The sequence below is a fragment of the Modestobacter sp. VKM Ac-2983 genome (genome assembly GCF_026967885.1).
In the GTDB taxonomy this organism is placed as follows: Bacteria; Actinomycetota; Actinomycetes; order Mycobacteriales; family Geodermatophilaceae; genus Modestobacter.
This window is the reverse complement of sequence record NZ_JAPVBK010000002.1, coordinates 1,058,837-1,083,026: the sequence shown is the minus strand read 5'-3', so window position 1 is coordinate 1,083,026 and position 24,190 is coordinate 1,058,837. Positions and strand designations below refer to the sequence as shown.

Below are 24,190 nucleotides of genomic sequence, written 5' to 3'. Positions count from 1 at the left end.
GAGAGGTGGCGCGGGCTCCGTAGACTCGATCGAGGTGCACGGCGACCCGCGCACCGCATCGATCGAGGAGAGTGTTGTGGCCGTCCGAGCCATCCGCGGTGCGACCCAGGTGGCCGCCGACGACCGGGACGAGGTGCTGGACGCCACCCGGGAGCTGGTGAGCACCGTCCTGGCGCGCAACGAGCTGGACCCCGCTGACCTGATCAGCATCCTGTTCACCGCCACGCCCGACCTGGTGTCGGAGTTCCCTGCGCTGGCCGCGCGGGAGCTGGGGCTGGGCGACGTCCCGCTGATGTGCGCCACCGAGATCGCCGTGCCGCACGCGCTCCCGCGGGTGCTGCGGCTGATGGCGCACGTGGACACGGGGCGGAGCCGCGCCGAGGTGCAGCACGTCTACCTGCGGGGCGCGGTCGCCCTGCGTCGGGACATCGCACAGTGAGCGGGTTCCGTGGCCAGGTGACCCTGGACGGGCCGTCGGGCACGGGGAAGTCCAGCGTCGCCCGGGACGTCGCCGCCCGGCTGGGCGCGGCCTACCTGGACACCGGCGCGATGTACCGGGCGGCGACCGTCGCGGTGCTCGACGCCGGGGTCGACCTGACCGATCCCGATGCCGTGACCCGCGCGGTCGCCTCCGCCGACATCCAGGTGGGGACGACGGCCGGTGCAGAACTGGTGCTGGTCGACGGCGTCGACGTCGCCGCGCGGATCCGGGGTGCCGAGGTGACCCGCACGGTGTCGCCGGTCTCCGCCGTCCCCGCGGTGCGCCGGATGCTGGTGGACCGGCAGCGCGCGCTGGTCGCCGAGGCCGATGCGGTCGTCGTCGAGGGCCGGGACATCGGCACCGTCGTCCTGCCGGACGCCACCGTGAAGGTCTACCTGACCGCCGCACCCGAAGCCCGCGCCCAGCGGCGGGCCGGTCAGCTCGGGGTCACCGACCCCACCAAGATCGCCGAGATCGCCGCCGACCTGCGGCGGCGGGACGAGTACGACAGCAGCCGGGCAGACAGCCCGCTGCGCCCAGCTGTCGACGCCGTGGTCGTCGACAGCACCGGGCTGGACCGTGATGCCGTGGTCGAGCGTGTGCTCGACCTGGCTCGCACAGCAGTAGGAGAGCCCGCATGAGCACCGACACCGATCTCCCCGGCGGGGAGCACACCGGCCCGCTGCCGGTGGTGGCCGTCGTGGGCCGCCCCAACGTCGGCAAGTCGACGCTGGTCAACCGCTTCCTCGGCCGCCGCGCCGCGGTGGTGCAGGACGTCCCGGGCGTCACCCGCGACCGGATCCCGTACCAGGCGCTGTGGAACGGCCGCAGCTTCACCGTCGTGGACACCGGCGGCTGGGAGCCCAAGGCGACCGGCATGGCGGCGTCCATCGCCCGGCAGGCCGAGTACGCGATGAAGACCGCGGACGTGATCGTGCTGGTCGTCGACGCCTCCGTCGGGGCGACCGAGACCGACCTCGCCGCAGCCCGGGTGCTGCGCCGCAGCAAGCAGCCGGTGATCCTGGTGGCCAACAAGGTCGACGACGAGCGCGGCGAGGCCGGGGCCGCGGAGCTGTGGTCCTTGGGCCTGGGCGAGCCGTTCACTGTCAGCGCGCTGCACGGCCGGGGGAGCGGTGACCTGCTGGACCTGGTGCTGGACGCGATGCCGGAGGCGCCTCGTGAGCAGGAGGACCTGGGCGGTCCCCGCCGGGTGGCGCTGGTCGGCCGGCCGAACGTCGGCAAGTCGAGCCTGATCAACCGGCTGTCCAAGGAGGAGCGCTCGGTCGTCGACTCGGTGGCCGGCACCACGGTCGACCCGGTCGACTCCCTGGTCACCCTGGGTGGTGAGCAGTGGCGGTTCGTCGACACCGCCGGGCTGCGCCGCAAGGTCAACACCGCCAGCGGCACCGAGTACTACGCCAGCCTGCGCACCGAGGCCGCCATCGAGGCCGCCGAGGTCGCCGTCGTGCTGCTGGCCGCCGACGAGGTGATCAGCGAGCAGGACCAGCGGGTGATCACCCAGGTGATCGACGCCGGGCGGGCGCTGGTCATCGCCTTCAACAAGTGGGACAACGTCGACGAGGACCGGCACGCCCAGCTGGAGAAGGAGATCGACCGCGACCTGGCCCGGATCAAGTGGGCCACCCGGGTCAACATCTCGGCGACCACCGGTCGAGGGGTGAACAAGCTGGCCGGTCACCTGAAGACGGCGCTGGCCGGCTGGGAGACCCGGGTGCCCACCGCGGAGCTCAACACGTTCATCCGGGCGCTGGTGCAGGAGACCCCGCCGCCGGCCCGCGGTGGCCGCGCCCCGAAGATCAAGTACGTCACCCAGGCCGACGTCCGGCCGCCCCGGTTCGTGGTCTTCTCCACCGGCTTCCTGGAGGCCGGGTACCGCCGGTTCCTGGAGCGCAAGCTGCGCGAGCAGTTCGGCTTCCACGGCACGCCGATCGACGTGTCGATCAAGGTGCGTGAGTCCAAGGCGCGCGACCGCAAGGGCTGACCCGGCCCGCGGGGTGGGGAACCGGGTGCGGTAACCTTCTCCGGCAGCGACCGGGGCCGTGAGGTACCCGGAGCTCGGGCTGTAGCGCAGCTTGGTAGCGCACTTGACTGGGGGTCAAGGGGTCGCAGGTTCAAATCCTGTCAGCCCGACAGAGAAGTTGCAGGTGAGAGGCGGGTCGTCCGAAACGGGCGGCCCGCCTCTTCCGTGAATACAGCAACCGGTACAGCAACGCGACTCCAGACAGCAGGATCACCAGTCCAACGCCTCATCGAGCCGGTCAGCGGCTTCCCGCCGTTGCTCCGGTGCCACGTGGCTGTAGATGTCGGCGGTGATCGCGTAGGACGAGTGGCCGAGGTGCTCCTGCACGACCTTCGTGTGCGTGCCGGCGGCGAGCAGGAAGCTCGCGGCCGAGTGCCGCAACGTGTGCAGGTGGACGTCGCGGAGACCGGCTCGCTCGGCGAGGGTCTCGAACCTTCGGAGCACGTTGCGCGGCTCCAGCGGTGTGCCGACCTCCGTCGTGAAGAGGAGGTCGCTGTCCCGCCAGGCTTCACCGGCCGCGAGCTGCTCCGTGGCCTGCTGCTGACGGTGTGCCCGCAGCGCTGCGACCGTCGAGCGGGGGAGTGGAACCGACCGGCGCGACTTCTCGGTCTTCGGCTCGCCGAGCTGGAGACCCTTCGAGGTTCGGGTCAGCGTCCAGCGGACCCTGAGCGTGCCGCCGTCGAGGTCGACGTCCGACCAGTGCAGCCCAAGTGCCTCCCCGCGGCGGAGTCCGGTGGCCAGCATCAATCGGAACAGTGGCTCCAGCCGCTCGCCTCGCATGGAGTCGAGAAGGCGATGGGCGTCGTCCACCGTGAGGAAGGCAGCGTCCTGGCGCTCGACTGCCGGGCGCCTGACTGCCGCGGCAGGGTTCCGGCCGAGGAGGCCATCGCGCACGGTGATGTCGAGGGCAGCCCGCAGCACGGTGTAGATGGTGCGCACGGTGGAGGGCGCCAGGCCCGCCGTCCGTTTGGACACGATGAGCGCCTCAACGTCCGACGGCCGAATTCGGTCCAGTGGCCGGGTCCCGAGGGCGGGGACCAGGTGCTTGCGAGCGATCGTGGCGTACAGGTCGATGGTCGCCTGCCTGCGGTCGCTGGCGGGCAGTGCCTTGGTGCTCCAGTCCTCCAGCCACGCGCTCAGCGACATGGTGGTGTCCTTCACCGGTGCACCTGCATCAAGCCGTTCGCGCAGGACCTTCATCTTCGATCGGACCTCGGTCTGCGTCCGCCCGTAGACCGTCCTGCGCTTCATGGTCCCGTACTCGTCGCGGTAGCTGACCTCGTCTGACCACCTGCCGTCGCTCCGTCTGAAGACCGAGCCCTCGCCGTTCGCTCGCTTCGCCACGTCGTCCTCTGCTGTCTTCCGTCAGGGCTCCTTGCCGATGCCGCGCTCGCTGTCTGCAGCCGGCCGCTTCACCGCGCCATCGGCGATCGAGCCCGGGGAGTCAGCGCAGCTCGGTTCGGTCCGAAGCCTCCAACCGATTGACGTAGCGCTGGAGCTCGGCTCGGGACAACCGACAACTTCGTCCGATGTGCACAGGACGCAGAGCGCCGATGTTGATCAGCGTGTAGAGGGTCGTGCGGCTGATGCTGAGTGCTTTCGCGGCTTGTGCAGCGGTCAGCAGCAGCGGATCTTCCGCCAGCACGTCCCTGAGCAGCTGCGGCTCGGCCATGTCGCGCCCCTCATCAGCGTCCGCGGACCCGCCCCCCTGGCACGTCCTCCTGGCAGGAGAGGCGGCATGGCAGCCCCATCCATGACAGCCGCCGAGCGCGAGATCGGCGACGCCCTGCGCTTTTCGCAGGAACGTCCTGGACCAGCAGCCATGGATCGATCAGCTTCCGTCAGCCGCGGTTGGCGATGATCGCCTCCATCGAGGGCCCGGCCACCGCCGAGGCTGGCGACGTCTTCTCGGACCACTCGCCGCGGTCGAGTACAAGACGTTCACTGCGGCTGGTCAGGCCGCCCGACAGTCATGGGAGTCGAGGCGGTTCCGCCAACGTCATGAGGCGGTGCGGTTCGTCCTGGGCCCGCCCCGTGTCGACGCAGACGTGCCCAGCGCGCGGGTGCGCAACATCGCCACCGTTCAGGGACTCCCGTGGTCCCGGGCGAAGGCGGTCAAGTTTGGGGAGAAGCGGCGCATCGGTGGGGTGTCCGCGCCAAGTGGACCATCAAAGCCGGGGTGGCAGATGTCTCTAGCACGCCGCCACGGGGAGCGGCTACCGGGAGGCCGTGACCGGCTGGTTGGCCCTGACCGCGGCGACACTGTCGGTCCCGAGGGGGTTGCGACCGCGGCGGACGCGTCCCAAAGCGGCCCACTAAGGGACAGCCGACTGAGGCCGCCTCCTCCACCAGGACGGAGTCCGGGTCGGTGACTTGGACGTCAGGTGCCACTGTCCCCGACACAGAGAGCAGGGGTAGGCGCCTGTCGGCGCTTTCCGGCAGCGCTCGCGGCTTCGCCTCTGGATCGCTTTGAGGGCGCGTAGTGCGGCAGGACGGGACGAGTAGCACTTCTTCTGGCAACCGGACATCGCAGTGATCTCTCGATGCGGGTGCTCGGCTGGCTCACATCCGGCCCGGCACGGCGGCGCCCGTCTGATGGCGGGCGGCCATGTCACTCTCAACGGAGTATTGAGCGGAGTCTAGCTCGGTGGCCCACGTGCGTCCCATAGGCCGGCTTCAGGGCGAAGGGCAGTCCCGGATGCCGTCGCCAGCCGACCGGTTATCTAGTCCGACGGATCGCGGACACCGCTTCTGAGTCGGTTTGCCAGCCAGGCCACCTCAGCGAACGCGCGCTGACGAGCGCTGTCAGGAGTCGGCTGTCCGGTCGGCCCCGGCAGCCTGCGCTGATTCTGCAGCCGACCGGTCCAGGGTGAGGAAGAGGTCTCGGGCGGTGTAGAGGGCGTTGATGGCCCGTGGCCAGCCGGCGTAGACGGCCATCTGGATGAGTACTTCGACGATTTCCTCCCGGGGGACGCCGATGTTGAGGGCGAACCGCAGGTGTGCCTCGAGTCGGCGTTGTTCTCCGAGGGTGGTGAGGGCGGCGATGGTGGCGATCTGTCGGGCGCGCAGGTCCAGGCCGGGTCTTGCGTAGATGTCGCCGAAGGGGAACTCCACGGTGTAGCGGGCGAAGTCGGGGGCGATGTCGGCCAGTGCCCGGCGCAGTGAGTCGGTGAGACCGGGGTCGAGCTGGGCTTGGATGCGGGCGCCTCGGGTGAAGCGGTCCTCGGCGTCTGTGGGTGTGGAGGGGCCCGGGTCGGTGGCGGTGTCGTTGGTCACGGGCTACTCCGTTCAGGTGTTCAGCGCGCTGAGCGCAGTGGCGGGGTAGCGGGCGCCGGAGACGGCATGACGAGGCAGCGCGGCTTCCAGCTGGGCGAGTTGTCGCTGGTTGAGAGTGAGCTGAGCGGCGGCGGCGTTCTCCTGCAGATACGGCAGCCGTTTGGTGCCGGGAATCGGCACGATGTTGGGGCCTTGGTGGAGCAGCCAGGCCAGTGCGAGTTGGCCGGGGCTGACCCCGAGGTCGACCGCCATCGCGCGCACCGCCGCGACGAGGGCGAGGTTGGTCCGCAGGTTCTCGCCCTGGAAGCGGGGGTTGCCGCGCCGGAAATCCTCGGCGTCCAGCGCCTCGGGGTCGGTGACCGTGCCGGTGAGGAAACCTCGCCCCAGCGGGCTGTAGGCAACCAGGGTGATCCCATGGGCCCGGGCGGCGGGGAGCACGTCGTCCTCGACGTCGCGGGTCCACAGCGAGTACTCCGTCTGCACGGCAGCGATCGGGTGCACTAGGTGCGCGGCTTGCAGGGTGGTCGCGGAGACCTCGCTGAGTCCAAGTGCCCGGACCTTTCCGGCCTCGACGAGCTCGGCCATGGCGCCCACGCTGTCCTCGACCGGCACGTCGGGGTCCCGGCGGTGCAGGTAGAACAAGTCGATCACGTCCACACCGAGGCGGCGTAGGGACTGCTCGCAGGCCCAGCGGATGTACTCGGGACGGTTGTCGTGCCAGCGCCGGTCACCTTCGCGGCGGATCCCGCACTTGGTGGCCAGGACGACCTCGGCGCGGCGGCCTCGCACGGCCCGCCCGATCAGCCGCTCGTTGTGGCCGTCGCCGTACATGTCGGCGGTGTCCAGCAGCGTCACGCCCAGGTCGAGAGCTCGGCCGAGCACCTGCTCGGACGTGCTGTCCTCAATCGGTCCGTAGAACTCGCTCATGCCCATGCACCCCAGCCCGATGGCTCCCACCGTCGGTCCGCTGCGCCCGAGGTGGCGGGTGGGGATCACGACGGGTCGCCGTGGACGGCGTTGTCGAGCAGTCCCTGGTAGTGGTCTATCTTCGTGTCCAGGTGGCCCAGGTTGGCTTGCAGCTCATCGATGTGGGCCTGTACTGCCTCGGCGTGCTCGCGCAGCAGTTCCAGCCGCTGTGCGACCGTGCTCGGACCAGAGCGGCGCAGCTGCGCGAATCGCTGCATGTCTGCGATGGACATGCCGGTGGCCCGCAGTCGGAGCAGAAACGACAGCCAGTCCAAATCCGTGGCTGCGTAGCGGCGCTGCCCGCCTGAGTTGCGCCCCACCGACTCCACCAGTCCGGCCTTCTCGTAGTAGCGCAGGGCGTGCGCCGACAACCCTGTCTGCTGTGCGACTGCCGCGATCGGCAATCCCATGCCGTCCGTGTCGTCGATGGCTTCTGTGGTCATGCCGCGACGTTAGGACTTAGAGCGCGCTCTAAGTCAACCTGCGGGTAGACACCGGACACCCGCGAGGCTGGGCGGACGACCAGGCCTCCCTCGCTTCGCGTCAGTGCTCGATCCGCGAGCGCTGAGCCGTGCAGCAGCAGACGTCCGAGGGGAACGGTCGCCCCCATGGCGACACAGAACCGGCTGAGTCGGCGGCGGTCATCGCCGCGCACCAGCTGGCTGACGAGGCGACACACGACCGGCTGCAGTGCGGCCATGGACGATGTCGGCGCGCCTTACGGCCTCGGTAGTCGAGTCTGCGGCACGGTCAATCGGCCGGATCGGAACAGATCCCGCGCCCCGCCGGGGTGATGAGCTCGGACGCTGACACTTCACATGGCTTCGTCGGTAGACAGCGCGTCCCTCATCTATGGGCGGGCACACTGGTCTTGGATTGGGCCCATCGTGTGGTGGGGGAGGCGGCGAGCGCCGCCAGGCCTGCCAGGCCGGTAACGGCGATGAGGGCTACTCGTAGATCGGCGGCAGCGGCGACGCCGCCGACCAAGACCGGTCCGAGGATAAAACCGATGTAGGCGGTGGAGGCCACCGTGGACGTCGCGCGGCCCCGGGCGCCGTCCGGAACACCGCGGAGCACCTCGCGCAGGAGGGTCGGGAAGAGCGGCGCGGTGCCGGCCGCGGCCAGTGCCAGGCCCGCCAGCGCGACGGGTGTGGTGCTCGAGGTGGCCAGCAGCACCGAGCCGGCGGCTGCGGTCATCGCCCCGACAGTGAGGATCAGGCCTCCTGGAAGGGGGCGCAGGGCTCCCATGGCGAACCGGGTGAGGGCTGTCACCCCGGCGAAGACGGCTGGCGCCGCAGACGTCACGCCCGCGGTCACTTGCAGCTGGTCGGCGAGGAACACCGCCCCCCAGGACTGGTGGGCGTTCTCGACCGCGAACGCCAGCGCACCGATTGCTCCGACGGCGACCAGCGGCACCATCCGGGTCGGCCGGGCCTGTCCGGTGGGCTGCCCGGTTGGCTCCTGCTCGGGTGCGGTGGCTTCCGGGGGGACTGCCCACAGCGGTGCGGCGGCCACTGCGGCGACCACGACCACGGCCCCGAAGCCCACCGCCACCGGCAGCCCGGCGACCTGCACCCCGCCGGTCACCAGACTGGACACCACGACGGCGGCGGAGAAGACCCCGTGCGCGCGAGTGAGCACAGGCCGGCCGGTGCCCTGCTCGGCTGCGCCGGCCACTGCGTTGGCCCCCACGTCGGCGGCGCCAGACGTGGCCCCGAGCACCAGCAGCCAGGCGGCCAGGGACGACGGTCCGGTGGCCAGCGTGGAGACCGCGACGCCGGTGCAGGCGAGCAGCACCATCGCAACGGCGACTACCCGCCCCCCGAATCGGTCGAATGCCCGTCCGGTCAGCGCCATCGCCGGCAGCGCCCCCACACCGATAAACAGCAGTGCGATCCCCAGCTGGCCCTGGCTGACACCAGAGGCGTCACGCAGTGCTGGCAGCGCCGCCCCCCACGTCCCCCACAGCGCCCCGAAGCTCGCGAAAGCCAGATACGCCGGGCGAGTAGATGTCACCATCTTAACGTTACACACACTACGTGTAGGCTTCAGCTGTGCCCCGCAAGCCGACGATGCCCGACGTCGCGCGAGCGGCTGGGGTCTCGGCGATGACGGTCAGCTACGTCTACAACAAGCCCGACCGCGTCGCCCCCGACACCCAGCGCAGGGTCCTCGAGGCGGCCGACGAGCTGGGCTATGCCGGCCCCAACGCTGCCGCCCGCAACCTCCGACGCGGGCGGACCGGCAACATCGGCGTCGTCCTGGGTGAACGGCTGTCCTATGCCTTCGCGGACCCCCAGGCCACCGTCTTCCTGGCCGGGGTCGCCGAGGTGTGCGCCGAGCACGGGCTGGGGCTGACCCTCATCCCGGTCACCGGGGACGAGAGCGACGTCGGCCGGGTGCAGCAGGTCGCCGTCGACGCCTTCATCGTCTGGACCACCACAGACGACGACCCGGTTCTCGCCGCCGTCCGGACCTCAGGGCTGCCCGCGGTCGTCCACGGCGGGCCCGCGGTCGAAGGACTGCACCTGGTCGCCATCGACGACCGCGCCGCCGCGGCCGCCGTGGCGGCCATCGGCCTGCGCCACGCCACCGCCCCGGCGGTGATCTCCTTCCCCCTGAACCGCGACCGTCGACCCCAGTTGCTCCTCGGGCCAGACCCCCAGACGGCGACCTACCCCGTGACCCGCGCCCGGCTGGCCGGCTACCGCGACGCCGTCCGGAGCGCTGGTCTCGACTGGGCCAGCACCCCGGTCCTCGTCCTCGCCCGCAACGACCGCGCCGAGGCCACCCGCGCCCTCGACCAGCTCCCCGCGACCACCGACACGGTGTTGGCCATGAGCGATGAACTCGCCCTCGGCGCCCTGGACGCCCCGCTTCTGGACACAACCCGATTCGCTGTCACCGGCTGGGACTATTCGCCCACCGCGCCAGGGCTGACCACCGTCGTCCAGTCGTTGCGCGACCAGGGCAGCCAGTGCGCCCGGCTCGTCGTCGGCGACCCACCCGGACCACCCCCCGCCTGGAACGTAATCACCCGCAGCAGTACCCCTGACGCGTGAGCCTCCTCTTGGCGTATGTCGCTGCTCGGGCCACGACCCGACCGCCGAACTGAGCGCGACAACCAGGTGGCCCAGGCCGGACCGGTTCAGCTTCTGCTGGCGCAGATGACCGCCTGCAGGCGCCCCTCAGCATGGCGCAGCGCAACGATCTGCTCCCGGACGCGGCGCATCTGCTCTTCGAGGATCGGCTCAGCGCACTGCTGCAGCTGGGGACCGGGTCCCTGTACGCACGGCAGCAGCTCATAGATCAGCGTGGTCGGGACACCTGCGGCCAGCAGCGCGCGGATGTGAGTGACGGTGGTGACGGCGTCGTCGTCGTAGCGGCGGTGGCCACGGCCGTGAGGGTCACGGCTGGAGTGCAGCAGCCCCTTCTGCTCGTAGTAGCGCAGGGAACGTGGGCTGGCTCCGGTCGCCTGGGAGAGCTGTCCGATCCGCAACGCGGGAGCAGTCGGAAGATCACTGTCACCAAGACTTGAATCTGACATCAGTGTCACACCCTACGTTCGACGACATGACCATCGAGACGACGTCCGCAGGTCCTCAGACGAGCGCGACCACGACGGAGGCATCTGCCGTTGCACCGACACGGATGTGGCGCAACGGCGTCCTCGCGACCGCAGGAGACGCCGCCGACCTGGCCTTCGCAGGCTTCGCCCACTTCACCGCGATGCAGGTCCGTGACGGCTGTGTCCGAGGCCTGGACTTGCACCTGCAGCGGCTCGCCGAGGCCTCGATGACCCTCTTCGGTCAAGACCTGGCCAGCGAGCGGATCCGGGCGTGGTTGCGGACCGCTGTCCAGGCCGGCTCAGGGGATGCCTCGGTGGTCGTGACCGTCCGCCCCGCGGCGGGGGAGTTCACCGCGGCCGGCGATAACCGGGCTTTGGAGGTCGTGGTGCGCACCGACGCGCCAGCGAGCGGGCCCACTGGGCCGCTGGCCCTGGCGGTGGTGCAGCACGAGCGCTTCCTCCCCGAGGTCAAGCACGTCGGAGAAGGAGCCAAGACGTACTTCCTGCGGCAGGCAGCGGCGCAGGGTTTCGACGACGTGGCCTTCCTCGACAGGGCCGGGCGGCTGAGCGAGGCCTCGATCTGGAACCTGGCCTTCTTCGACGGTGAGCAGGTCATCTGGCCGCAGGCACCCAAGCTGGCCGGGACCATGATGGGTGTGCTGCAGCGTCAGCTGGCTGCGGCCGGCGTGCCGCAGCAGGAACGACCGGTGGCGCCGGTGGACGTCGAGGAACTGTCCGCGGTGGTGATGAACTCCTGGACTCCGGGCGTCGCTGTCACCCGGATCGGCGAGCATTCGGTCAGGAACTCGGATGCCCTCGTTCGGGTCCTGCACAAGGCTCACGCGGCCGAGGAGCCTGCCCAGCTGTGAACTGACCTACAGCCCCGCTTCCCGCTGTAGCGGGCCGGTCAAGCTCGGATTAAGCGAGGTTCCCGCTGGGGGCTGCGGTGACGTGGCGGGCTGGGCGGCCAGGTATAGCCGGATGACGGCGACCCAGGTCAGTGCCGCGCCGAGCAGGTGCGGACGACGGCGAGGGGTGGGAGGCCGTGGATGCTCTGGTAGATGCCCAGTGCGCTCTGTGCCAGGAAGACGCCTGTCAGGGCGATGACTCGGTGCCGTGCGAGGTCGTCGCCCGGGCGGGTGGCCATGACCGCGCACGCGACAACCAGCGCCAAGACGAGGACGGGCAGGGTGCCGTGGGCGACGGCCAGCAGGGTCCAGTTCAGGGGGATGCGGTGCACCGCGGTCGTAGCTGATGGCCGTGGAGGTCAGTAGGAGCATCGCGGCCAGGAAGTGCGCGGCCACGACGTAGGGGTTGAGGCCGGTCCACACCGTGATGCCGCCGACGACGGCGTTGACCAGCACCACGAGCAGCTGCGCCCAGGCGCTCCACCACAACGTCGGCTGGCGCACACCCGGGACTGCCGCGACTTCAGTTGACACTCGTTCTGCGGTGGAACTCAGAGTCACGGACGGTTGTAGCCGTCGTGGTGCTCGAGGAGTCGCCTCAACAGGAAGCTGAGTTGCTCTCGCTCGTTGGCGGACAGCGGAGTGAGGAGTCTCGTCTGCGCGGATCCGACCAGAGCATCGAGCCCAGCGAGGGTGGTCTCCCCGTCGGGTGTGAGCTGGAGTGAGTTGCGGCGGCGGTCGCTGGGGTCGGCTGACCGAGCGGCGAGGCCCTCGGTCTCGAGCTCGTTGAGGGCCTTGACCAGGTCCCCGCGGTCAACACCGAGCCGGCGGCTGAGCTCGGCCTGGCTGATGGGACCGAACTCCTCCAACCCGGCGAGGATTGCGTAACGCAACCGCATGCCAGGTCGGTCCGCTGCCTCCGCAACCAGTCGGTTGGCCCTGCTGGCCACCTGATTGAGCAGCCATGACGGAGTGGCCCACAGCCGCTGAGACGGCGGGTGCGGAGATGAGTGCTCGCCGTCCAGTTCCACGTCACCATCCTATCGGACCGTTGGACATCCCACGACGGATGTTGTTGGATGTCCAACATAGGACGTCCAACGGATGAGGTGAGTATGGCCGCGCAACAGGCTGAGGTACGGGGAACCGACGCGCAGATCCCTGGGCGGGTTTGGCGGTTGGCTGTGGTCCTGGCCTTCGGCGGAGTGCTCGCTGGACTCGATGCCTCGATCGTCAACGTTGGGCTGGCTGCGATCGGTGCCGACCTGGGTGTCTCCCTGTCGGCTGCGCAGTGGGTCCAGAGCGGCTACCTGCTCGCGCTGGCGGCGGCGCTGCCGGTCTGTGGGTGGGTGAGCCGGCGGGTGGGTCCCGGGAGGCTGTGGCTGTGGTCCCTCGCGGGTTTCACGGTGGCGTCTGGGTTGTGCGCGCTGGCACCGACGGTCGAGGTTCTCGTGGCCCTCCGAGTTCTGCAGGGACTGGCCGGAGGACTCCTGGTCCCTGCCGGCATGACGGTCCTCGGTCAGGTGGCCGGTCCGGCTCGCATGGGTCGGGTCATGGCCACCACAAGCGTTCCCGCGATCTTGGCTCCCGCGGTCGGCCCGGTCGTCGGGGCACTCCTGCTCTCGCACCTGTCGTGGCAATGGCTGTTCCTGGTCAACCTGCCCGTCGGTGCGCTGGGGCTCCTGCTGGGTCTACGCGTGGTGCCGCGCGGGGACCGAGCACCGGGGGACCGTCTGGACGTACCCGGGTTGGTCCTGGTGGTCCTGGGCCTGCCGCTGCTCACCTACGGCATCACGGAACTCACCGAGCAGCAGCAGATCTCGACTGCCCCCGTGACCGCCGCGGCCCTGGGCTTGCTCGCGCTGATCGGGTTCCTCGCCCGGTCCCGCGCCACCCCATCGCCGCTGTCGGACCTGGGCCTGTTCGCCAACCGGGTCTACCGCGCTGCCGCGTTCGAGGTGTTCTTCAACGGTGCAGCCCTGTTCGGCGGGCTGATCGTCATGCCCCTGTACTTCCTGGTGTTGCTGGGCCGCGACATCGTCGACACGGGCCTGCTCCTGATCGCTTTCAGCGTCGGCGCCGCCGCGATGTTCCCGGTCGCCGGGTGGCTCACCGACCGGTTCGGTGGAGGTCGCATCACGGTTGTCGGGCTGCTGATCACCGCAGCGACCACACTGCCCTTCGCGCTGATGCCGGTCGGCATGGACATCGTGACCGTTCAACTGCTCCAGGTGCTGCGCGGTATCGGTCTGGCCCTGAGCGGCATGCCGGCGGTCTCCTCCGCCCTCGCCACCGTCCGAGCCCACCAGATGCCTGATGCCAGTGCGCAGATCAACGTGCTCTCCCGCGTCGGAGCAGCCATCGGCAGCGCCATCTTCATCGCCATCCTCACCAGCGGTCTGACTGAAAACGCCACAGGAGCGGCCGCCTCCGGCGCCTTCCGCACCACCTTCTGGTGGCTGACAGCAGTCACCACAGTTGCACTCGTCGGCGCGGCATGGCTGACCTACGAACAGCGACAAGCCGGCGCAACCGTCCCGAGAACCGCCCGACCTGAGGAGTCCACGGCATGACACGTATCGCCATCATCGTCGGCAGTACCCGACCAGGCCGAAAGTCCGCCGCTGTCGCCCAATGGGTGCACGCCGCCGCCCGCACGCGCGAGGACGCCGAATTCGAGATCGTTGACCTGGCCGACCACCCACTGCCACACCTGGACGAACCCGTCGTCGCCGCCATGACCAGCACCTACGCCCAGCCCCACACCCGCCGGTGGGCCGAGACGATCGCCACCTACGACGGCTTCGTCATCGTGACCCCTGAGTACAACCACTCCATGCCCGGCGTCCTCAAGAACGCGTTGGACTACCTCTACACCGAGTGGCAGGACAAGGCGGCCGGCTTCGTCGGCTACGGCACCCACGGCGGCACCCGAGCCGTCGAACAACTCCGCCTGGTCATGGGAGAGCTCCACGTCGCCGACGTCCGATCGCAGGTCGCCCTCTCGCTGTTCACCGACTTCCCCGATGGCTGCGTGGCGCCCGCTGGGCATCACGAAGCCGCACTCAAGGCAACTCTCGACCAGGTGGTCAGATGGGCCGACGCGCTCACGCCGCTGCGTCGCGGAGCCCGGTGACCCTGCACCGTCGGTCCTCATCGGCCCGCAAACGGTCGAGTATCGGGCCGTCCGTTAACGGGGGCGGTCTCAATGGGTCTGTGCAACAGCCTCGTTGAATGCTTCGGCGGGAGTCTTCCAGCCCAGGGTTTGTCGGGGTCGGCCGTTGAGGCGTGCGGCGATGGCGTCGAGGTCGTCGTGGGTGAAGGTGCGCAGGTCACTGCCCTTGGGCAGGTATTGGCGCAGGAGTCCGTTGGTGTTCTCGTTGCTGCCTCGCTGCCAGGGGCTCTTGGGGTCGCAAAAGTAGACGGTGACCCCGGTGGCGACGGTGAACTGGGCGTGCTCGGCCATCTTGTCCCGCCCCGGGTCTGATGGAGGCTCTCAATCCACGTGAGGATGAGAGTCATGGCGGCACCGAGGAAGTACCCTGTCCCGCCCCGGGTCTGATGGAGGCTCTCAATCCACGTGAGGATGAGAGGCATGGCGGCACCGAGGAAGTACCCCGACGAGCTGCGGGAGCGGGCGATCCGGTTGGCGGTCGATGCGCGGCGTGACCCGGCCACGCGGAGCGGGGCGTTGAAGCGGATCGGCGATCAGCTGGGGATCAACCCCGAGACGCTGCGCAACTGGGTCACCCAGGCCGAGATCGACGGAGCTGCGCCGGGCGAACGCGATCCTGAAGAGCGCGTCGGCTTTCTTCGCGGCGGAGCTCGACCGCCCACAGCGGTGATCGTCGAGTTCATCGACGCCCACCGGGATGAGCACGGGGTCGAGCCGATCTGTCAGCAGCTGCAGATCGCCCCGAGCACCTACTACGCCGCGAAGACCCGGGCGCCCTCGGTGCGGTCGGTGACCGACGCGGCCACCACCGCGGTGATCGCGGCCGTGCACGCCGACAACTTCGGTGTCTACGGTGCCCGCAAGGTCCACGCGCAGCTGCGCCGGCAGGGCCACGCCGTGGCTCGGTGCACGGTGGAGCGGCTGATGCGTGCGGCCGGGCTGCGCGGCATCACGCGGGCGAAGGGACCGCGGACCACGATCCCCGGCTCGGGACCGGACACCCGCCCGGACCTGGTCGAACGCGCGTTCACCGCGACCGGCCCGGACCAGCTGTGGGTCGCCGACATCACCTACTGCCGGACCTTCTCCGGCTGGGTCTACGCCGCCTTCGTCACCGACGTCTACTCCCGCCGGGTGGTCGGCTGGCAGCTGTCCCGCTCGCTGCGCACCGACCTCGCGCTCGACGCCCTGGAGATGGGCCTCTGGACCCGCCGCCGAGCCGGCCGGGACCTCGGCGGGCTGGTCCATCACTCGGACAAAGGCGTGCAGTACGTCGCGGTGCGCTACACCCAACGCCTGGCCGAGGCCGGCGCCGTGGCCTCTGTCGGCTCCACCGGCGACAGCTACGACAACGCCCTCGCCGAGGCGTTCAACTCCCTCTTCGAGGCCGAGCTCGTCCGCAACCGCGGCCCCTGGAAGGGCATCGACGACCTTGAGATCGCCACCGCGGAGTACATCGACTGGTTCAACCACCGACGCCTGCACGGCGAGATCGGCCTGATCCCACCGGCCGAGCTCGAGGACGACTTCTACCGGCACAACCTCGCGGCGACTACCGTCGCCGCGTCAGTTCCGAGCCTCCACTGAACCCGGGGCGGGACAGTACGGATGGGGCGCCGCCCGGTCCCGGCGATGACCTGGAGGTGCTAGGGGGGTGACTCGCGCTCCTTGCCGTCCACCACCTTCGGGCTGCTGATCTGTCGAGGCGCATCAAGGCCGGTCCGGCGTCCGCCTGTAACGCCTTCGCACACGCACTGGCCCGCGAGGGTGCGGCTGGCCACGATGGTTGGCTGGTGTTACGGGATTGTGACGAGCATCGGGGTTCGTTGTAGCGTCACGGCCGGTCCGCCCGAGCCCCGATCTCGCCCAGAGGTCCTCGCGCGGACCCCGTCGAACTGCTGCCGCTCACGCGGTGGCAGACCGGGGACCCATCGTTCCCTTGGGGTGAATCTCGCCTGGCCAGTGGGCCGCCGCGAGTAGGGCTGTCTCCGGCCCGAACCCGTCAGCTAACTCGGTAGACGGTGAGGGAGAACGGAGCTCGCCACGTTGGCGACACCGCACGACACCGTCTTGCAGCACCATGTCCACTCACGCCGCCGCGCCCGATGGCGCGCCGCGTTCACCGCGCCGACGCTGGCCGCCGGTGCTGCCCTGCTGCTGGTCCTCACCGGTCCGGCAGCCCACGCCGCACATGGGCCCCCGCCGGCCCCGGCAGGCCGACCCGGACTCGCGGAGGCCGAGGCTGCGCTTGCCAGCATCGAGAAGTCGGTGGTCACGGCAGAGGAGACCTTGCAACGGCTCACGGTGGAAGCGGAGGCGGTCGCCGATCGGAGCCTGGTCGCCCAGGCCGAGCTGGTCCGAGCACGACAGGAGGCCGATGCCCGGGTGGCCGAGCTGACGGCTGCGCAGGCGGCAGTCGGGCAGACGCAAGACGACGTCGTCGCGCTGGCCCGGCAGAGCTACATGGGCGCTGACGCCTACGGCAGTGCGTCGGCCTTCTTCGCTGCAGGCAGCCCCGAGGAGGTCCTCCAACGAGCCGCCACGCTGGAGATCCTGGGTGATGACCGGGGCGAGCAACTGGACGAGCTCGAGGTCGTCCAGCGCCAGCAGCAGGCGGCTACGGAGGCAGCGAAGGCCGCCGTGGGTGCCCGCGACACGGCCGCCGCATCCGCCGCCGAGGCCGAACGGGTCGCCAACGAGGAGCTCGCTGCGGCGCAGCAGACCTACGACGCCGCTGTGAGGGACAGGGCCGCGGTGGAGCAGCAGTTGCAGGAGGCGCAGGAGCGGGTGGTCACCCTTGGCGGCGATGCTGCTGCGGGGCCGGTGGAGCAGCAGGCCGGCAGCGATGTCGCTGCGGTACCGACCGAGCAACAGAGCAGTGGAGATGTCGATGCACTCCTTGCGGAGCGGCTGGACGATGCGGCTTCCCGGGGAGGTGAGCGGTCTGCTGCCGGCGCTGGCATTCCGACGTCGGGGCGGGTGACCTCCTGTTATGGCGCCCGCTGGGGGACCATGCACTACGGCGTGGACATCGCCGCCCCGATCGGCACCCCCATCTATGCACCCGAAGCCGGCGTGGTGCTTCAGGCCGGCCCCGTATCCGGCTTCGGGCTGGCCGTCTACCTGCAGCATGCGGACGGCTCGATCACCCTCTACGGGCACATCGACAGCTACTCGGTCGACGCGGGACAGCAGGTGTCCGCTGGGCAGCAGATCGCGCTGGTGGGCAACACGGGTCAGTCCACCGGTCCGCACCTGCACTTCGAAGTGCATCAGGGTGGGCTCTACCAGGACCGCAGCAACCCGGTTCCGTGGCTGGCCGCGCGGGGCATGTCGTTGGGCGGGAGCTGCGGCTGACCCCGACAGGCCTCAGAGCTCGTTCGGTGACCCCGCTGGGCGGTCAGTGCCGCCGAGCAGTCGCTGGAGTGGGCACTTCGCGCCGTGGTGCGGTCATGATCAGCGTGGGGAGGGGCCCGGGTGTCACTCCAAGGGGCCGACAGCCGTCTCGGGCGCGCCAGCCGGGCCGTCGTACCGTCGTGTGGGGGAGGTGGTCTTGGTGGCACGGCTCTGGGCGGCGCTGTTGCTGTTGGCCGCCGTCTTCGCCGTGCACGGGATGCAATGTGTGGCCGCGGGCCCGGTCTTTGAGCACGGGTCCACGTCGCTCGGTGTGGCTGCCCCGGTCGGTGTGCCGGCAGGGTCCGTCCATGTGGGCCACGTCGCCGATGCGATGCCAGACCACGGGCACGCCGCAGCCACACCCGGGGGAGCAGATGCCGACGTCACCGGGTCCAGCGGCCCGCTGGCCCCGTGGCACGACGCGCACCTCTTGGCGGTGTGTCTCGTCGTTCTGCTCGCGGGGCTGACGGTCCTCGGGGCCGTGGTGCTCCGGCGAGGCGGGGCGGTCCCACCTGTCCGCGGCTCACCCACACCTTCCCGCTGGCCCACCGGGTGGTCCAGGCAACCCCGACCACCCACTCTCTCCGCACTCTGTCTTCTACGGATCTAGGCCGAAGCGCGGCACCCCGACAGCTCCCGCTGTCCCGGGGTCCTGCACGCGTGCCCACATCCCCCAGACAGGAGACCCAGCATGACCCGCACCAGCATTCGCCTCGTCCGCCTCACCGGTGGACTGATGGCCGCCGTCGTCGTCCTGGCCGGCTGCTCGGACACCGAGCAGACCCCCGCCACCGGTGGCAGCGCGGCCGACGACAGCTCCGCTGATCAGAGCGCGGAGTTCAACGACGTCGATGTCGCGTTCGCACAGGAGATGATCCCGCACCACGAGGGCGCGCTCATGATGTCCGCGGTCGCCATCGACCGCGCCTCCGATCCCAGGGTCGTGGACCTGGCCGAGCGCATCGAAGCAGGTCAGGACCCCGAGATCGACCTCATGACCGGCTGGCTCGAGGAGTGGGACCAGCCGCTCGACGAGTCCGGCCACATGGGAGCCATGGATCACGGGTCTGGGGACATGGGGGGCATGGACGGCGGCATGGGCATGGGCATGGAGCAGATGCCTGCGGCCGGCCGGGACTTCGACCGCATGTGGCTCGGCGCCATGATCGAGCACCACGAGGGCGCCGTCGAGATGGCGCAGACCGAGGTCGAGGACGGCCGCAACGCCGAGGCCGTCGACCTGGCTCGCTCGATCAGCGAGACCCAGACACAGGAGATCGAGGAGATGCGGCAGCTGCTCACCGAGCTGGCTGACTGATCCGTGCCCGCTGGGGCGCGGTGCCCCGTGCGGGCACCGCGCCCCACGTCTCCCACCCGATGACTCAGGGACGGCTGCCGGCGAGTCGATCTCCCGCCCTGGATGGCATCGCACACCACGCAGGAGGAGACACACCACGCAGGAGGAGAACAGCTGTGGCACCACGTCCCCAGGTCCCCGCGGTTCCGGGCTCACGTCGACGCCGGAGCGTGGCGGCCGTCCTGCTGCCCGCCGCCGTCCTTGTGGTGGGGTGCACGGCAGAGGCCCCGCGGCCGGGAGCGACTCACTCGACACCTGCGCCTGCGCCGCATCCCCACCCGGGGACATCAGCCACGCGCACGAAGTGGGGTGGACCCCGCCGACGGCTCTCTGTTCCTCGCGACGAACGAGGGCTCTTCCGGCTGACCGATGGGGGAGCGGCTGCGCTGGTCAGTCCGGTCATGGACCTGATGGCCGCCGAGGTCGACAACGCTGCCGCGAGGGTTCGTACGAGGGACTCGCGGCCGATCAGGCGGTCGAGCCGCGCCGGCAGGTTCCCGGGTCGCGTGGTGTCGTCCCGTCCGGACTGCGACATCTGCGCATCGCCGAGGGACGGGCTCTGGTCGAGGATGCGGGTCTCGAGCTCACGCAGCCGTAGGCCGGGCTCGACGCCGAGCTCGTCGACGAGGTGGTTCCGGACCCGCTGGAACGCGGCCAGGGCGTCCGCCTGCCTGCCCAGTCGGTAGAGCGCGGTCATCAGGAGCGCCCAGAAGCCCTCGCGGAACGGGTGGTCCGCCGTGAGCTGCGTCAGGGTGCTGACCGCGGCGGCGGCATCGTCGTCCACCTGGCGCCCGAGTGACGTCTCCACGGCGCACCCGTGGATCGCCGACCTCGGGCGCGGCGACGAGTTCGTCCAGCGGGAACAGGGTGAACGAGTCGTAGGAGCGCGGCCACGACCCGACGAGGCTGCTCGCGGGCCTCGAGCGGCGTGACGGTGAGGCCGGTGCTGTGGAGGCGTGACCGGCGGTGAGTCCGGACTGGCCGGCGCCGATCATGATGACGTCGTACTCGGGCAGGCGATGCCCCGTGGGCAGTGGTGACGGGTGGGTGGTGGCCCGGCGGCCGACCGGTGCAGATGCGGCCGGCCGCCGAGAGCCTGTGGGTGGGTCAGCGGGCGTCGACGGTGAACGGCACGGTGAGCACGTCGCCGTCGGCGGTGCGGAACTGGCCCCACAGCTGGTAGGTGCCGACGGTGTCGAACTGCGCGTGCACCTTCAGCTCCGGCCCGAACGTGGTGCCCGGCGTCGCGAACACGGGCCGGCCGCTGCCGTCCTCGGTCTCGGCGTGCTCGTGGGCGAAGGTCGTTCCGTCGGCCCGCATGACGACGACGTGTCCGGCAGCCGCGAGGAACGGCTGCAGGTTGTCGATCGGCTCGCCGCTGGTCGCGTCGGTGAACTCGAAGTGCAGGTCGCTGGGCTCACCGACGACGGCATCACCGCCGAGCTCGACGCGGACGCCGTCGACGACGATCGCCCGCGGGCTCTCGGTCAGGACCGCCTGCGCCGGGGCGTCGCCGGTGACGGTGACGTACTGGCGCTGGTGGACATCGCTCATCTGGCCCCGCTGCCGGAACTCGGTGTTGACGATGTACCGCCCAGCGGTCGGGAAGGTGAGGTCGACAGCGAGCTCACCTGCCTGACCCGTGGGTTGCGGGTGGACATGCGCGAACGTCCCGAGGTCGTCGCGGGTGGCGATGAGGTGCATCCACGCCTCGTGGCTGCGGGTGATGTCCTCGATCGGCTCGCCGGTCTCGGCGTCGACGACCGTGGCCGTGACCCGGGTCGGCACACCCAGGCGGGGGCTGTCGTGCACGTCGAGCTGCACGTTCACGCCGGCGTCGTCGGCCGACGCCGGGTCGACCTCGGCGGTCATCATGACGCTCATCGCCGGCCGCATCGGCATGCCGGTGGTCTGCATCCAGGCGAGCGTGCCGTTCATGCCGCGCTCAGCGAACTCCATCCGGGAGACGGCGGTCAGTGCAGTGCCGATGGCGACGGCGATGACGGCGATGCCGGTCAGGTAGGCGTACTGCCCGATCCGCTGCCGCACCGGCGGGTGCTCGATCTCGTGCACCGTCTTCGGCCGGAGGAACCGCCGTAGCCGGAGCGCGTTGGTGAGCACGCTGACCGAGCTCATCGCCATCGCCGCGGACGCGAGCACCGGGTCGAGCAGCAGCTCGTCGAACCAGTACAGGGCTCCGGCGGCGACCGGGATGAGCAGCACGTTGTAGGCGAAGGCGAACGCCAGCCCCTGCCGCATGACGCTGACGGTCCGGCGGGACAGGGCGATCGCCGAGACGATGCTGCGCAGGTCGCCGCCGACGAGAGTGATGTCCGAGGCGGCGATGGCGACGTCGGCGCCGGTGCCGACGGCGATGCCGAGGTCGGCCTGGGCGAGCGCGGCGGCGTCGTTGACGCCGTCGCCGGACATGGCGACCACGTGACCCTGCGCCTGCAGGTCGGCGACCTTGGCGGCCTTCTCGGCAGGAAGCACGTCGGCGAGGACGTTGTCGATGCCGACCTGACGGGCGACGGCGTGGGCCGTAGCGGCGTTGTCACCGGTGATCATCCAGACCTGCAGACCGAGGGCCATGAGCTGCGCGATCGCCTCGGGGCTCTCGGACCTGACGGTGTCGGCGACGGTGACCAGACCGGCGGCGCGCTCGTCGACGGCGACGTACATCGGGGTGCCGCCCTGCTCGGCCCGCGCGAGCGCGGCCGCCCCCAAGTGGCTGACGTCGACGCCGGCGCGCTCCATCAGGGCGGCGTTGCCGACACGGAGCCGGTGGCCGTCGACGGACGCGACGAGGCCGTGCCCGGGGATGGAGTCGAAGCCGTCGACGGGCGGCAGCATGAGGCCGCGGTCGCGGGCGGCGGTGACGATCGCCTGCGCGACCGGGTGCTCGCTGCCCGTCTCGGCGGCTGCGACCAGGCGCAGCAGCTCGTCGGAGGTCCAGCCGTCGACGACGGTGACGTCGGTCAGCGCCGGCTTGCCCTGGGTGATGGTGCCGGTCTTGTCGAGGACCACGGCGGTCAGGCGGCGTGCCTGCTCGAGCGCTTCGCCGTTGCTGATCAGGATGCCCAGCTCGGCCGCACGGCCGGTGCCGACCATGACGGCGGTGGGTGTCGCCAGGCCGAGGGCGCACGGGCAGGCGATGATCAGCACGGCGATCGAGGTGGTGATCGCCATCGTCATGCTCTCGCCGTCCGGGCCGAACACCGCCCATGCCAGCGCGGTGAGCAGCGCGGTCAGGATGACGGCCGGGACGAACACGGACGACACCTTGTCCGCCAGGCGCTGCATCGGGACCTTGCTGCCCTGCGCGTCCTCGACGAGCCGGACGATCTGCGCGAGGGCGGTGTCGTCGCCGACGGCCGTGGTGCGCATGAGGACGGTGCCGGTGGTGTTGATGGTCGCGCCGATGAGCTGGTCGCCTTCGGCCTTGTCCACCGGGAGGCTCACCGGTCAGCATGCTCTCGTCGACGCTGGTGGTGCCGGTCGCGACGACGCCGTCGACGGGGATCTTCTCACCAGGTCGGATGCGGACGATGTCCCCGACGGCGACCTGCTCGACGGGGATGTCGACGTCCAGCCCGTCCCGCACGACCCGGGCAGTCTTCGGGGCGAGGCCGACGAGGGCGGTGACGGCCGCAGCGGTCGCCTTCTTCGCGCGGGCTTCCATCCACTTCCCGGCGAGCACGAGCGCGACGATGATCAGGGACGCCTCGTAGTAGACGTGCAGTGGCAGCCCGAGCTCTTCGGCCTGCGCGGGCCACAGGGTGACGAAGGTGCTGTACGTCCACGCAACACCGGTGCCGAGCGCGACGAGCGTGGTCATGTTGGTGCTGCGGTGCTTGGTGGCCTGCCAGGCGCTGGCGTAGATGCTCTTGCCGGCCCAGTACTGGACGACGGTGGCGACGACGAAGATCGCCGGCATGAGCCAGTCCATCGTGTCGATGTGGACAGGCCAGTACATCAAGCCCATGAGGCCGAGGCCGGTGGCCAGCGCGATCTGCCACGTGCGCTTGATGCGGTTCAGCTCGCGGTCGCGCTCAGCGGTGTCGTCCCCGCCCGTCGCCGTCGTGGGCGCAGCTGGCCCGCCCTCCTTCGCCTCCTGCTTGGGGGTGGCACCGTACCCGGCGGCGGTGACAGCACCGATGAGGTCGCCGAGATCAACCGTGTTCGGGTCGTAGGTGACGGTGGCGACGTCGGTGGCGAGGTTGACCTGGGCGACTGCGACGCCGTCGACCTTGGTGAGGCTCTTCTCGATGCGGCCGACGCAACTGGCGCACGTCATGCCGGTGATCTCCAGCTGGCGCACGACCGTCGGCGCGTCGTCGCTGTACCCGGCGGTTTGGGTGGGCTCGGCGGTGGTGGTCATGGCTGCTCCTGGCTTGGTCGGGCGCGCTCCCGGTGCGGGTGGGTCGGTGGTGAGGCTGCTCAGCGGCGCTGTCCGGGTGCTGTCCGGTTGGTGTTGCGCTGGCTGGACTCGGTCAGGTGCTGGCGGGTCATCGGATGCGGCGGCTCCGGCCGGGATGCGGTCACGCTCAGGCTGGGTGTGGTGGTCGACGCCGGCCGGCGCGGTCGTGCTCGACCCGGTGGTGAACCCGCGCCGCAGCACGCCTTCGAAGACGTCCGCGGGCGGGTGGGTGCCGGCCGATGTCCGCGCCCCGGCGGAGCAGGGGTCTGAGGCTCCGCCGGAGCGCGGCGTTCAGGACGCGGGGGTGTAGCCGGCCTCCGCGACCGCCCCACTGATCTTGTCGGTGCTGACGGGCTGCTCGCTGGTGACGGTGACCGTGCCGGTTGCCAGGTCGACGTCCACTGCGGTGACGCCGGCGACCGCCCTGACCTCGGCGCTGACCGAGCTGCTGCAGTGATCACAGGTCATCCCGGTGACGGTGTAGGTCTCGATGCTCATGAGGTCCTCCTTCATCTGGTGCCGGCGGCGTACCGGCCGGGCGTCACAGTCGCGGCCGGGGCTGTCGCCGCGCTGTCCGGCGCCGGCCGGATGCCACGGTCGTG

The 24,190-nt window shown here is 70.4% G+C and carries 21 protein-coding genes, 1 tRNA gene, 2 pseudogenes, 1 riboswitch and 1 other annotated feature; of the genes and pseudogenes, 11 read left to right on the top strand and 13 right to left on the bottom strand.

What is annotated here, in order from left to right:
* The first annotated feature begins 76 nt into the window (after positions 1-76).
* The 4 genes from aroH (at position 77) to O2W18_RS11585 (ending at position 2,632) form a co-directional block, all read left to right on the top strand.
* Positions 77-439, top strand: a complete 363-nt coding sequence (gene aroH / locus O2W18_RS11600) for a chorismate mutase (RefSeq protein WP_269187663.1) — start codon at positions 77-79, stop codon at positions 437-439.
* On the top strand, positions 436-1,122 hold the full coding sequence (gene cmk / locus O2W18_RS11595; protein ID WP_269172683.1) for a (d)CMP kinase: 687 nt from the start codon (positions 436-438) through the stop codon (positions 1,120-1,122). The genes aroH and cmk overlap by 4 nt, the downstream gene beginning before the upstream one ends.
* Positions 1,119-2,483, top strand: a complete 1,365-nt coding sequence (gene der / locus O2W18_RS11590) for a ribosome biogenesis GTPase Der (RefSeq protein WP_269187662.1) — start codon at positions 1,119-1,121, stop codon at positions 2,481-2,483. The genes cmk and der overlap by 4 nt, the downstream gene beginning before the upstream one ends.
* Before the next feature lie 75 nt (positions 2,484-2,558).
* A tRNA-Pro gene (locus O2W18_RS11585) sits at positions 2,559-2,632 on the top strand.
* 100 nt (positions 2,633-2,732) lie between these two features.
* Here O2W18_RS11585 and O2W18_RS11580 read toward each other — a convergent pair.
* The 6 genes from O2W18_RS11580 to O2W18_RS11555 form a co-directional block, all read right to left on the bottom strand.
* Positions 2,733-3,722 carry a tyrosine-type recombinase/integrase gene (locus O2W18_RS11580; RefSeq protein WP_269187661.1) on the bottom strand — a complete coding sequence of 330 codons (990 nt, stop codon included), beginning with the start codon at positions 3,720-3,722 and terminating at the stop codon, positions 2,733-2,735.
* Between the two features lie 244 nt (positions 3,723-3,966).
* Positions 3,967-4,194: a helix-turn-helix domain-containing protein gene (locus tag O2W18_RS11575; RefSeq protein ID WP_269164262.1), complete on the bottom strand. Its 228-nt coding sequence runs from the start codon at positions 4,192-4,194 to the stop codon at positions 3,967-3,969.
* A 1,133-nt stretch (positions 4,195-5,327) separates the two neighbouring features.
* Positions 5,328-5,798 (bottom strand): carboxymuconolactone decarboxylase family protein, encoded by a 471-nt coding sequence (locus O2W18_RS11570; RefSeq protein ID WP_269187660.1) that lies wholly within the window; start codon positions 5,796-5,798, stop codon positions 5,328-5,330.
* A 12-nt stretch (positions 5,799-5,810) separates the two neighbouring features.
* Positions 5,811-6,755: an aldo/keto reductase gene (locus tag O2W18_RS11565; RefSeq protein ID WP_442929137.1), complete on the bottom strand. Its 945-nt coding sequence runs from the start codon at positions 6,753-6,755 to the stop codon at positions 5,811-5,813.
* A gap of 35 nt (positions 6,756-6,790) precedes the next feature.
* The gene (locus O2W18_RS11560; protein WP_269187658.1) at positions 6,791-7,207 is read right to left on the bottom strand and encodes a MerR family transcriptional regulator; all 417 of its coding nucleotides are present in this window, start codon (positions 7,205-7,207) and stop codon (positions 6,791-6,793) included.
* Between the two features lie 403 nt (positions 7,208-7,610).
* Positions 7,611-8,783, bottom strand: coding sequence for an MFS transporter (locus O2W18_RS11555; RefSeq protein WP_269187657.1), 1,173 nt, complete (start codon positions 8,781-8,783; stop codon positions 7,611-7,613).
* A gap of 35 nt (positions 8,784-8,818) precedes the next feature.
* On the opposite strand from O2W18_RS11555, the gene O2W18_RS11550 reads away from it, so the two are divergent.
* On the top strand, positions 8,819-9,826 hold the full coding sequence (locus O2W18_RS11550) for a LacI family DNA-binding transcriptional regulator (RefSeq protein WP_269187656.1): 1,008 nt from the start codon (positions 8,819-8,821) through the stop codon (positions 9,824-9,826).
* 86 nt (positions 9,827-9,912) lie between these two features.
* Here O2W18_RS11550 and O2W18_RS11545 read toward each other — a convergent pair whose 3' ends face one another.
* Positions 9,913-10,311, bottom strand: a complete 399-nt coding sequence (locus tag O2W18_RS11545; protein WP_269187655.1) for a MerR family transcriptional regulator — start codon at positions 10,309-10,311, stop codon at positions 9,913-9,915.
* Between the two features lie 26 nt (positions 10,312-10,337).
* Between O2W18_RS11545 and O2W18_RS11540 the strand changes: the two genes are divergently transcribed.
* Positions 10,338-11,201 carry an aminotransferase class IV family protein gene (locus O2W18_RS11540; protein WP_331254071.1) on the top strand — a complete coding sequence of 288 codons (864 nt, stop codon included), beginning with the start codon at positions 10,338-10,340 and terminating at the stop codon, positions 11,199-11,201.
* Positions 11,202-11,329: 128 nt separating this feature from the next.
* On the opposite strand, the gene O2W18_RS11535 is transcribed toward O2W18_RS11540, so the two are convergent.
* Positions 11,330-11,572, bottom strand: a complete 243-nt coding sequence (locus tag O2W18_RS11535) for a hypothetical protein (protein WP_269187654.1) — start codon at positions 11,570-11,572, stop codon at positions 11,330-11,332.
* Positions 11,573-11,797: 225 nt separating this feature from the next.
* Positions 11,798-12,271 (bottom strand): MarR family winged helix-turn-helix transcriptional regulator, encoded by a 474-nt coding sequence (locus O2W18_RS11530; protein ID WP_269187653.1) that lies wholly within the window; start codon positions 12,269-12,271, stop codon positions 11,798-11,800.
* Between the two features lie 84 nt (positions 12,272-12,355).
* On the opposite strand from O2W18_RS11530, the gene O2W18_RS11525 reads away from it, so the two are divergent.
* Positions 12,356-13,813, top strand: coding sequence for a DHA2 family efflux MFS transporter permease subunit (locus tag O2W18_RS11525; RefSeq protein ID WP_269187652.1), 1,458 nt, complete (start codon positions 12,356-12,358; stop codon positions 13,811-13,813).
* Positions 13,810-14,376, top strand: coding sequence for an NADPH-dependent FMN reductase (locus tag O2W18_RS11520; protein ID WP_269187651.1), 567 nt, complete (start codon positions 13,810-13,812; stop codon positions 14,374-14,376). Before O2W18_RS11525 ends, O2W18_RS11520 begins: the two co-directional genes overlap by 4 nt.
* A 69-nt stretch (positions 14,377-14,445) precedes the next feature.
* Here the strand turns inward: O2W18_RS11520 and O2W18_RS11515 are convergent.
* Positions 14,446-14,709, bottom strand: a pseudogene (locus tag O2W18_RS11515) (IS30 family transposase); the annotation flags it as partial.
* Positions 14,710-14,835: 126 nt separating this feature from the next.
* Here O2W18_RS11515 and O2W18_RS11510 point away from each other — a divergent pair.
* The 3 genes from O2W18_RS11510 to O2W18_RS11500 all read left to right on the top strand — a co-directional run bounded on the left by O2W18_RS11510 (position 14,836) and on the right by O2W18_RS11500 (position 19,129).
* A complete protein-coding gene (locus tag O2W18_RS11510) occupies positions 14,836-16,002 on the top strand; it encodes an IS3 family transposase (RefSeq protein WP_269187650.1) in 1,167 nt (388 codons plus the stop codon).
* Positions 15,046-15,159, top strand: a sequence feature (AL1L pseudoknot). It overlaps the preceding gene by 114 nt.
* Before the next feature lie 301 nt (positions 16,003-16,303).
* Positions 16,304-16,447, top strand: a riboswitch (cyclic di-AMP (ydaO/yuaA leader).
* A gap of 14 nt (positions 16,448-16,461) precedes the next feature.
* On the top strand, positions 16,462-17,772 hold the full coding sequence (locus tag O2W18_RS11505; RefSeq protein ID WP_269187649.1) for a peptidoglycan DD-metalloendopeptidase family protein: 1,311 nt from the start codon (positions 16,462-16,464) through the stop codon (positions 17,770-17,772).
* A 730-nt stretch (positions 17,773-18,502) separates the two neighbouring features.
* Positions 18,503-19,129: a DUF305 domain-containing protein gene (locus O2W18_RS11500; RefSeq protein ID WP_269187648.1), complete on the top strand. Its 627-nt coding sequence runs from the start codon at positions 18,503-18,505 to the stop codon at positions 19,127-19,129.
* A gap of 283 nt (positions 19,130-19,412) precedes the next feature.
* Here the strand turns inward: O2W18_RS11500 and O2W18_RS11495 are convergent, their stop codons facing one another.
* The 3 genes and pseudogenes from O2W18_RS11495 to O2W18_RS11485 all read right to left on the bottom strand — a co-directional run bounded on the left by O2W18_RS11495 (position 19,413) and on the right by O2W18_RS11485 (position 24,086).
* Entirely contained in the window at positions 19,413-19,976 is a 564-nt protein-coding gene (locus O2W18_RS11495; RefSeq protein ID WP_269187647.1) for an AfsR/SARP family transcriptional regulator, read from the bottom strand.
* 299 nt (positions 19,977-20,275) lie between these two features.
* Positions 20,276-23,465 (bottom strand): annotated as a pseudogene (locus tag O2W18_RS11490) (heavy metal translocating P-type ATPase).
* 414 nt (positions 23,466-23,879) lie between these two features.
* Positions 23,880-24,086 carry a heavy-metal-associated domain-containing protein gene (locus tag O2W18_RS11485; protein ID WP_269187646.1) on the bottom strand — a complete coding sequence of 69 codons (207 nt, stop codon included), beginning with the start codon at positions 24,084-24,086 and terminating at the stop codon, positions 23,880-23,882.
* Positions 24,087-24,190 lie beyond the last annotated feature (104 nt).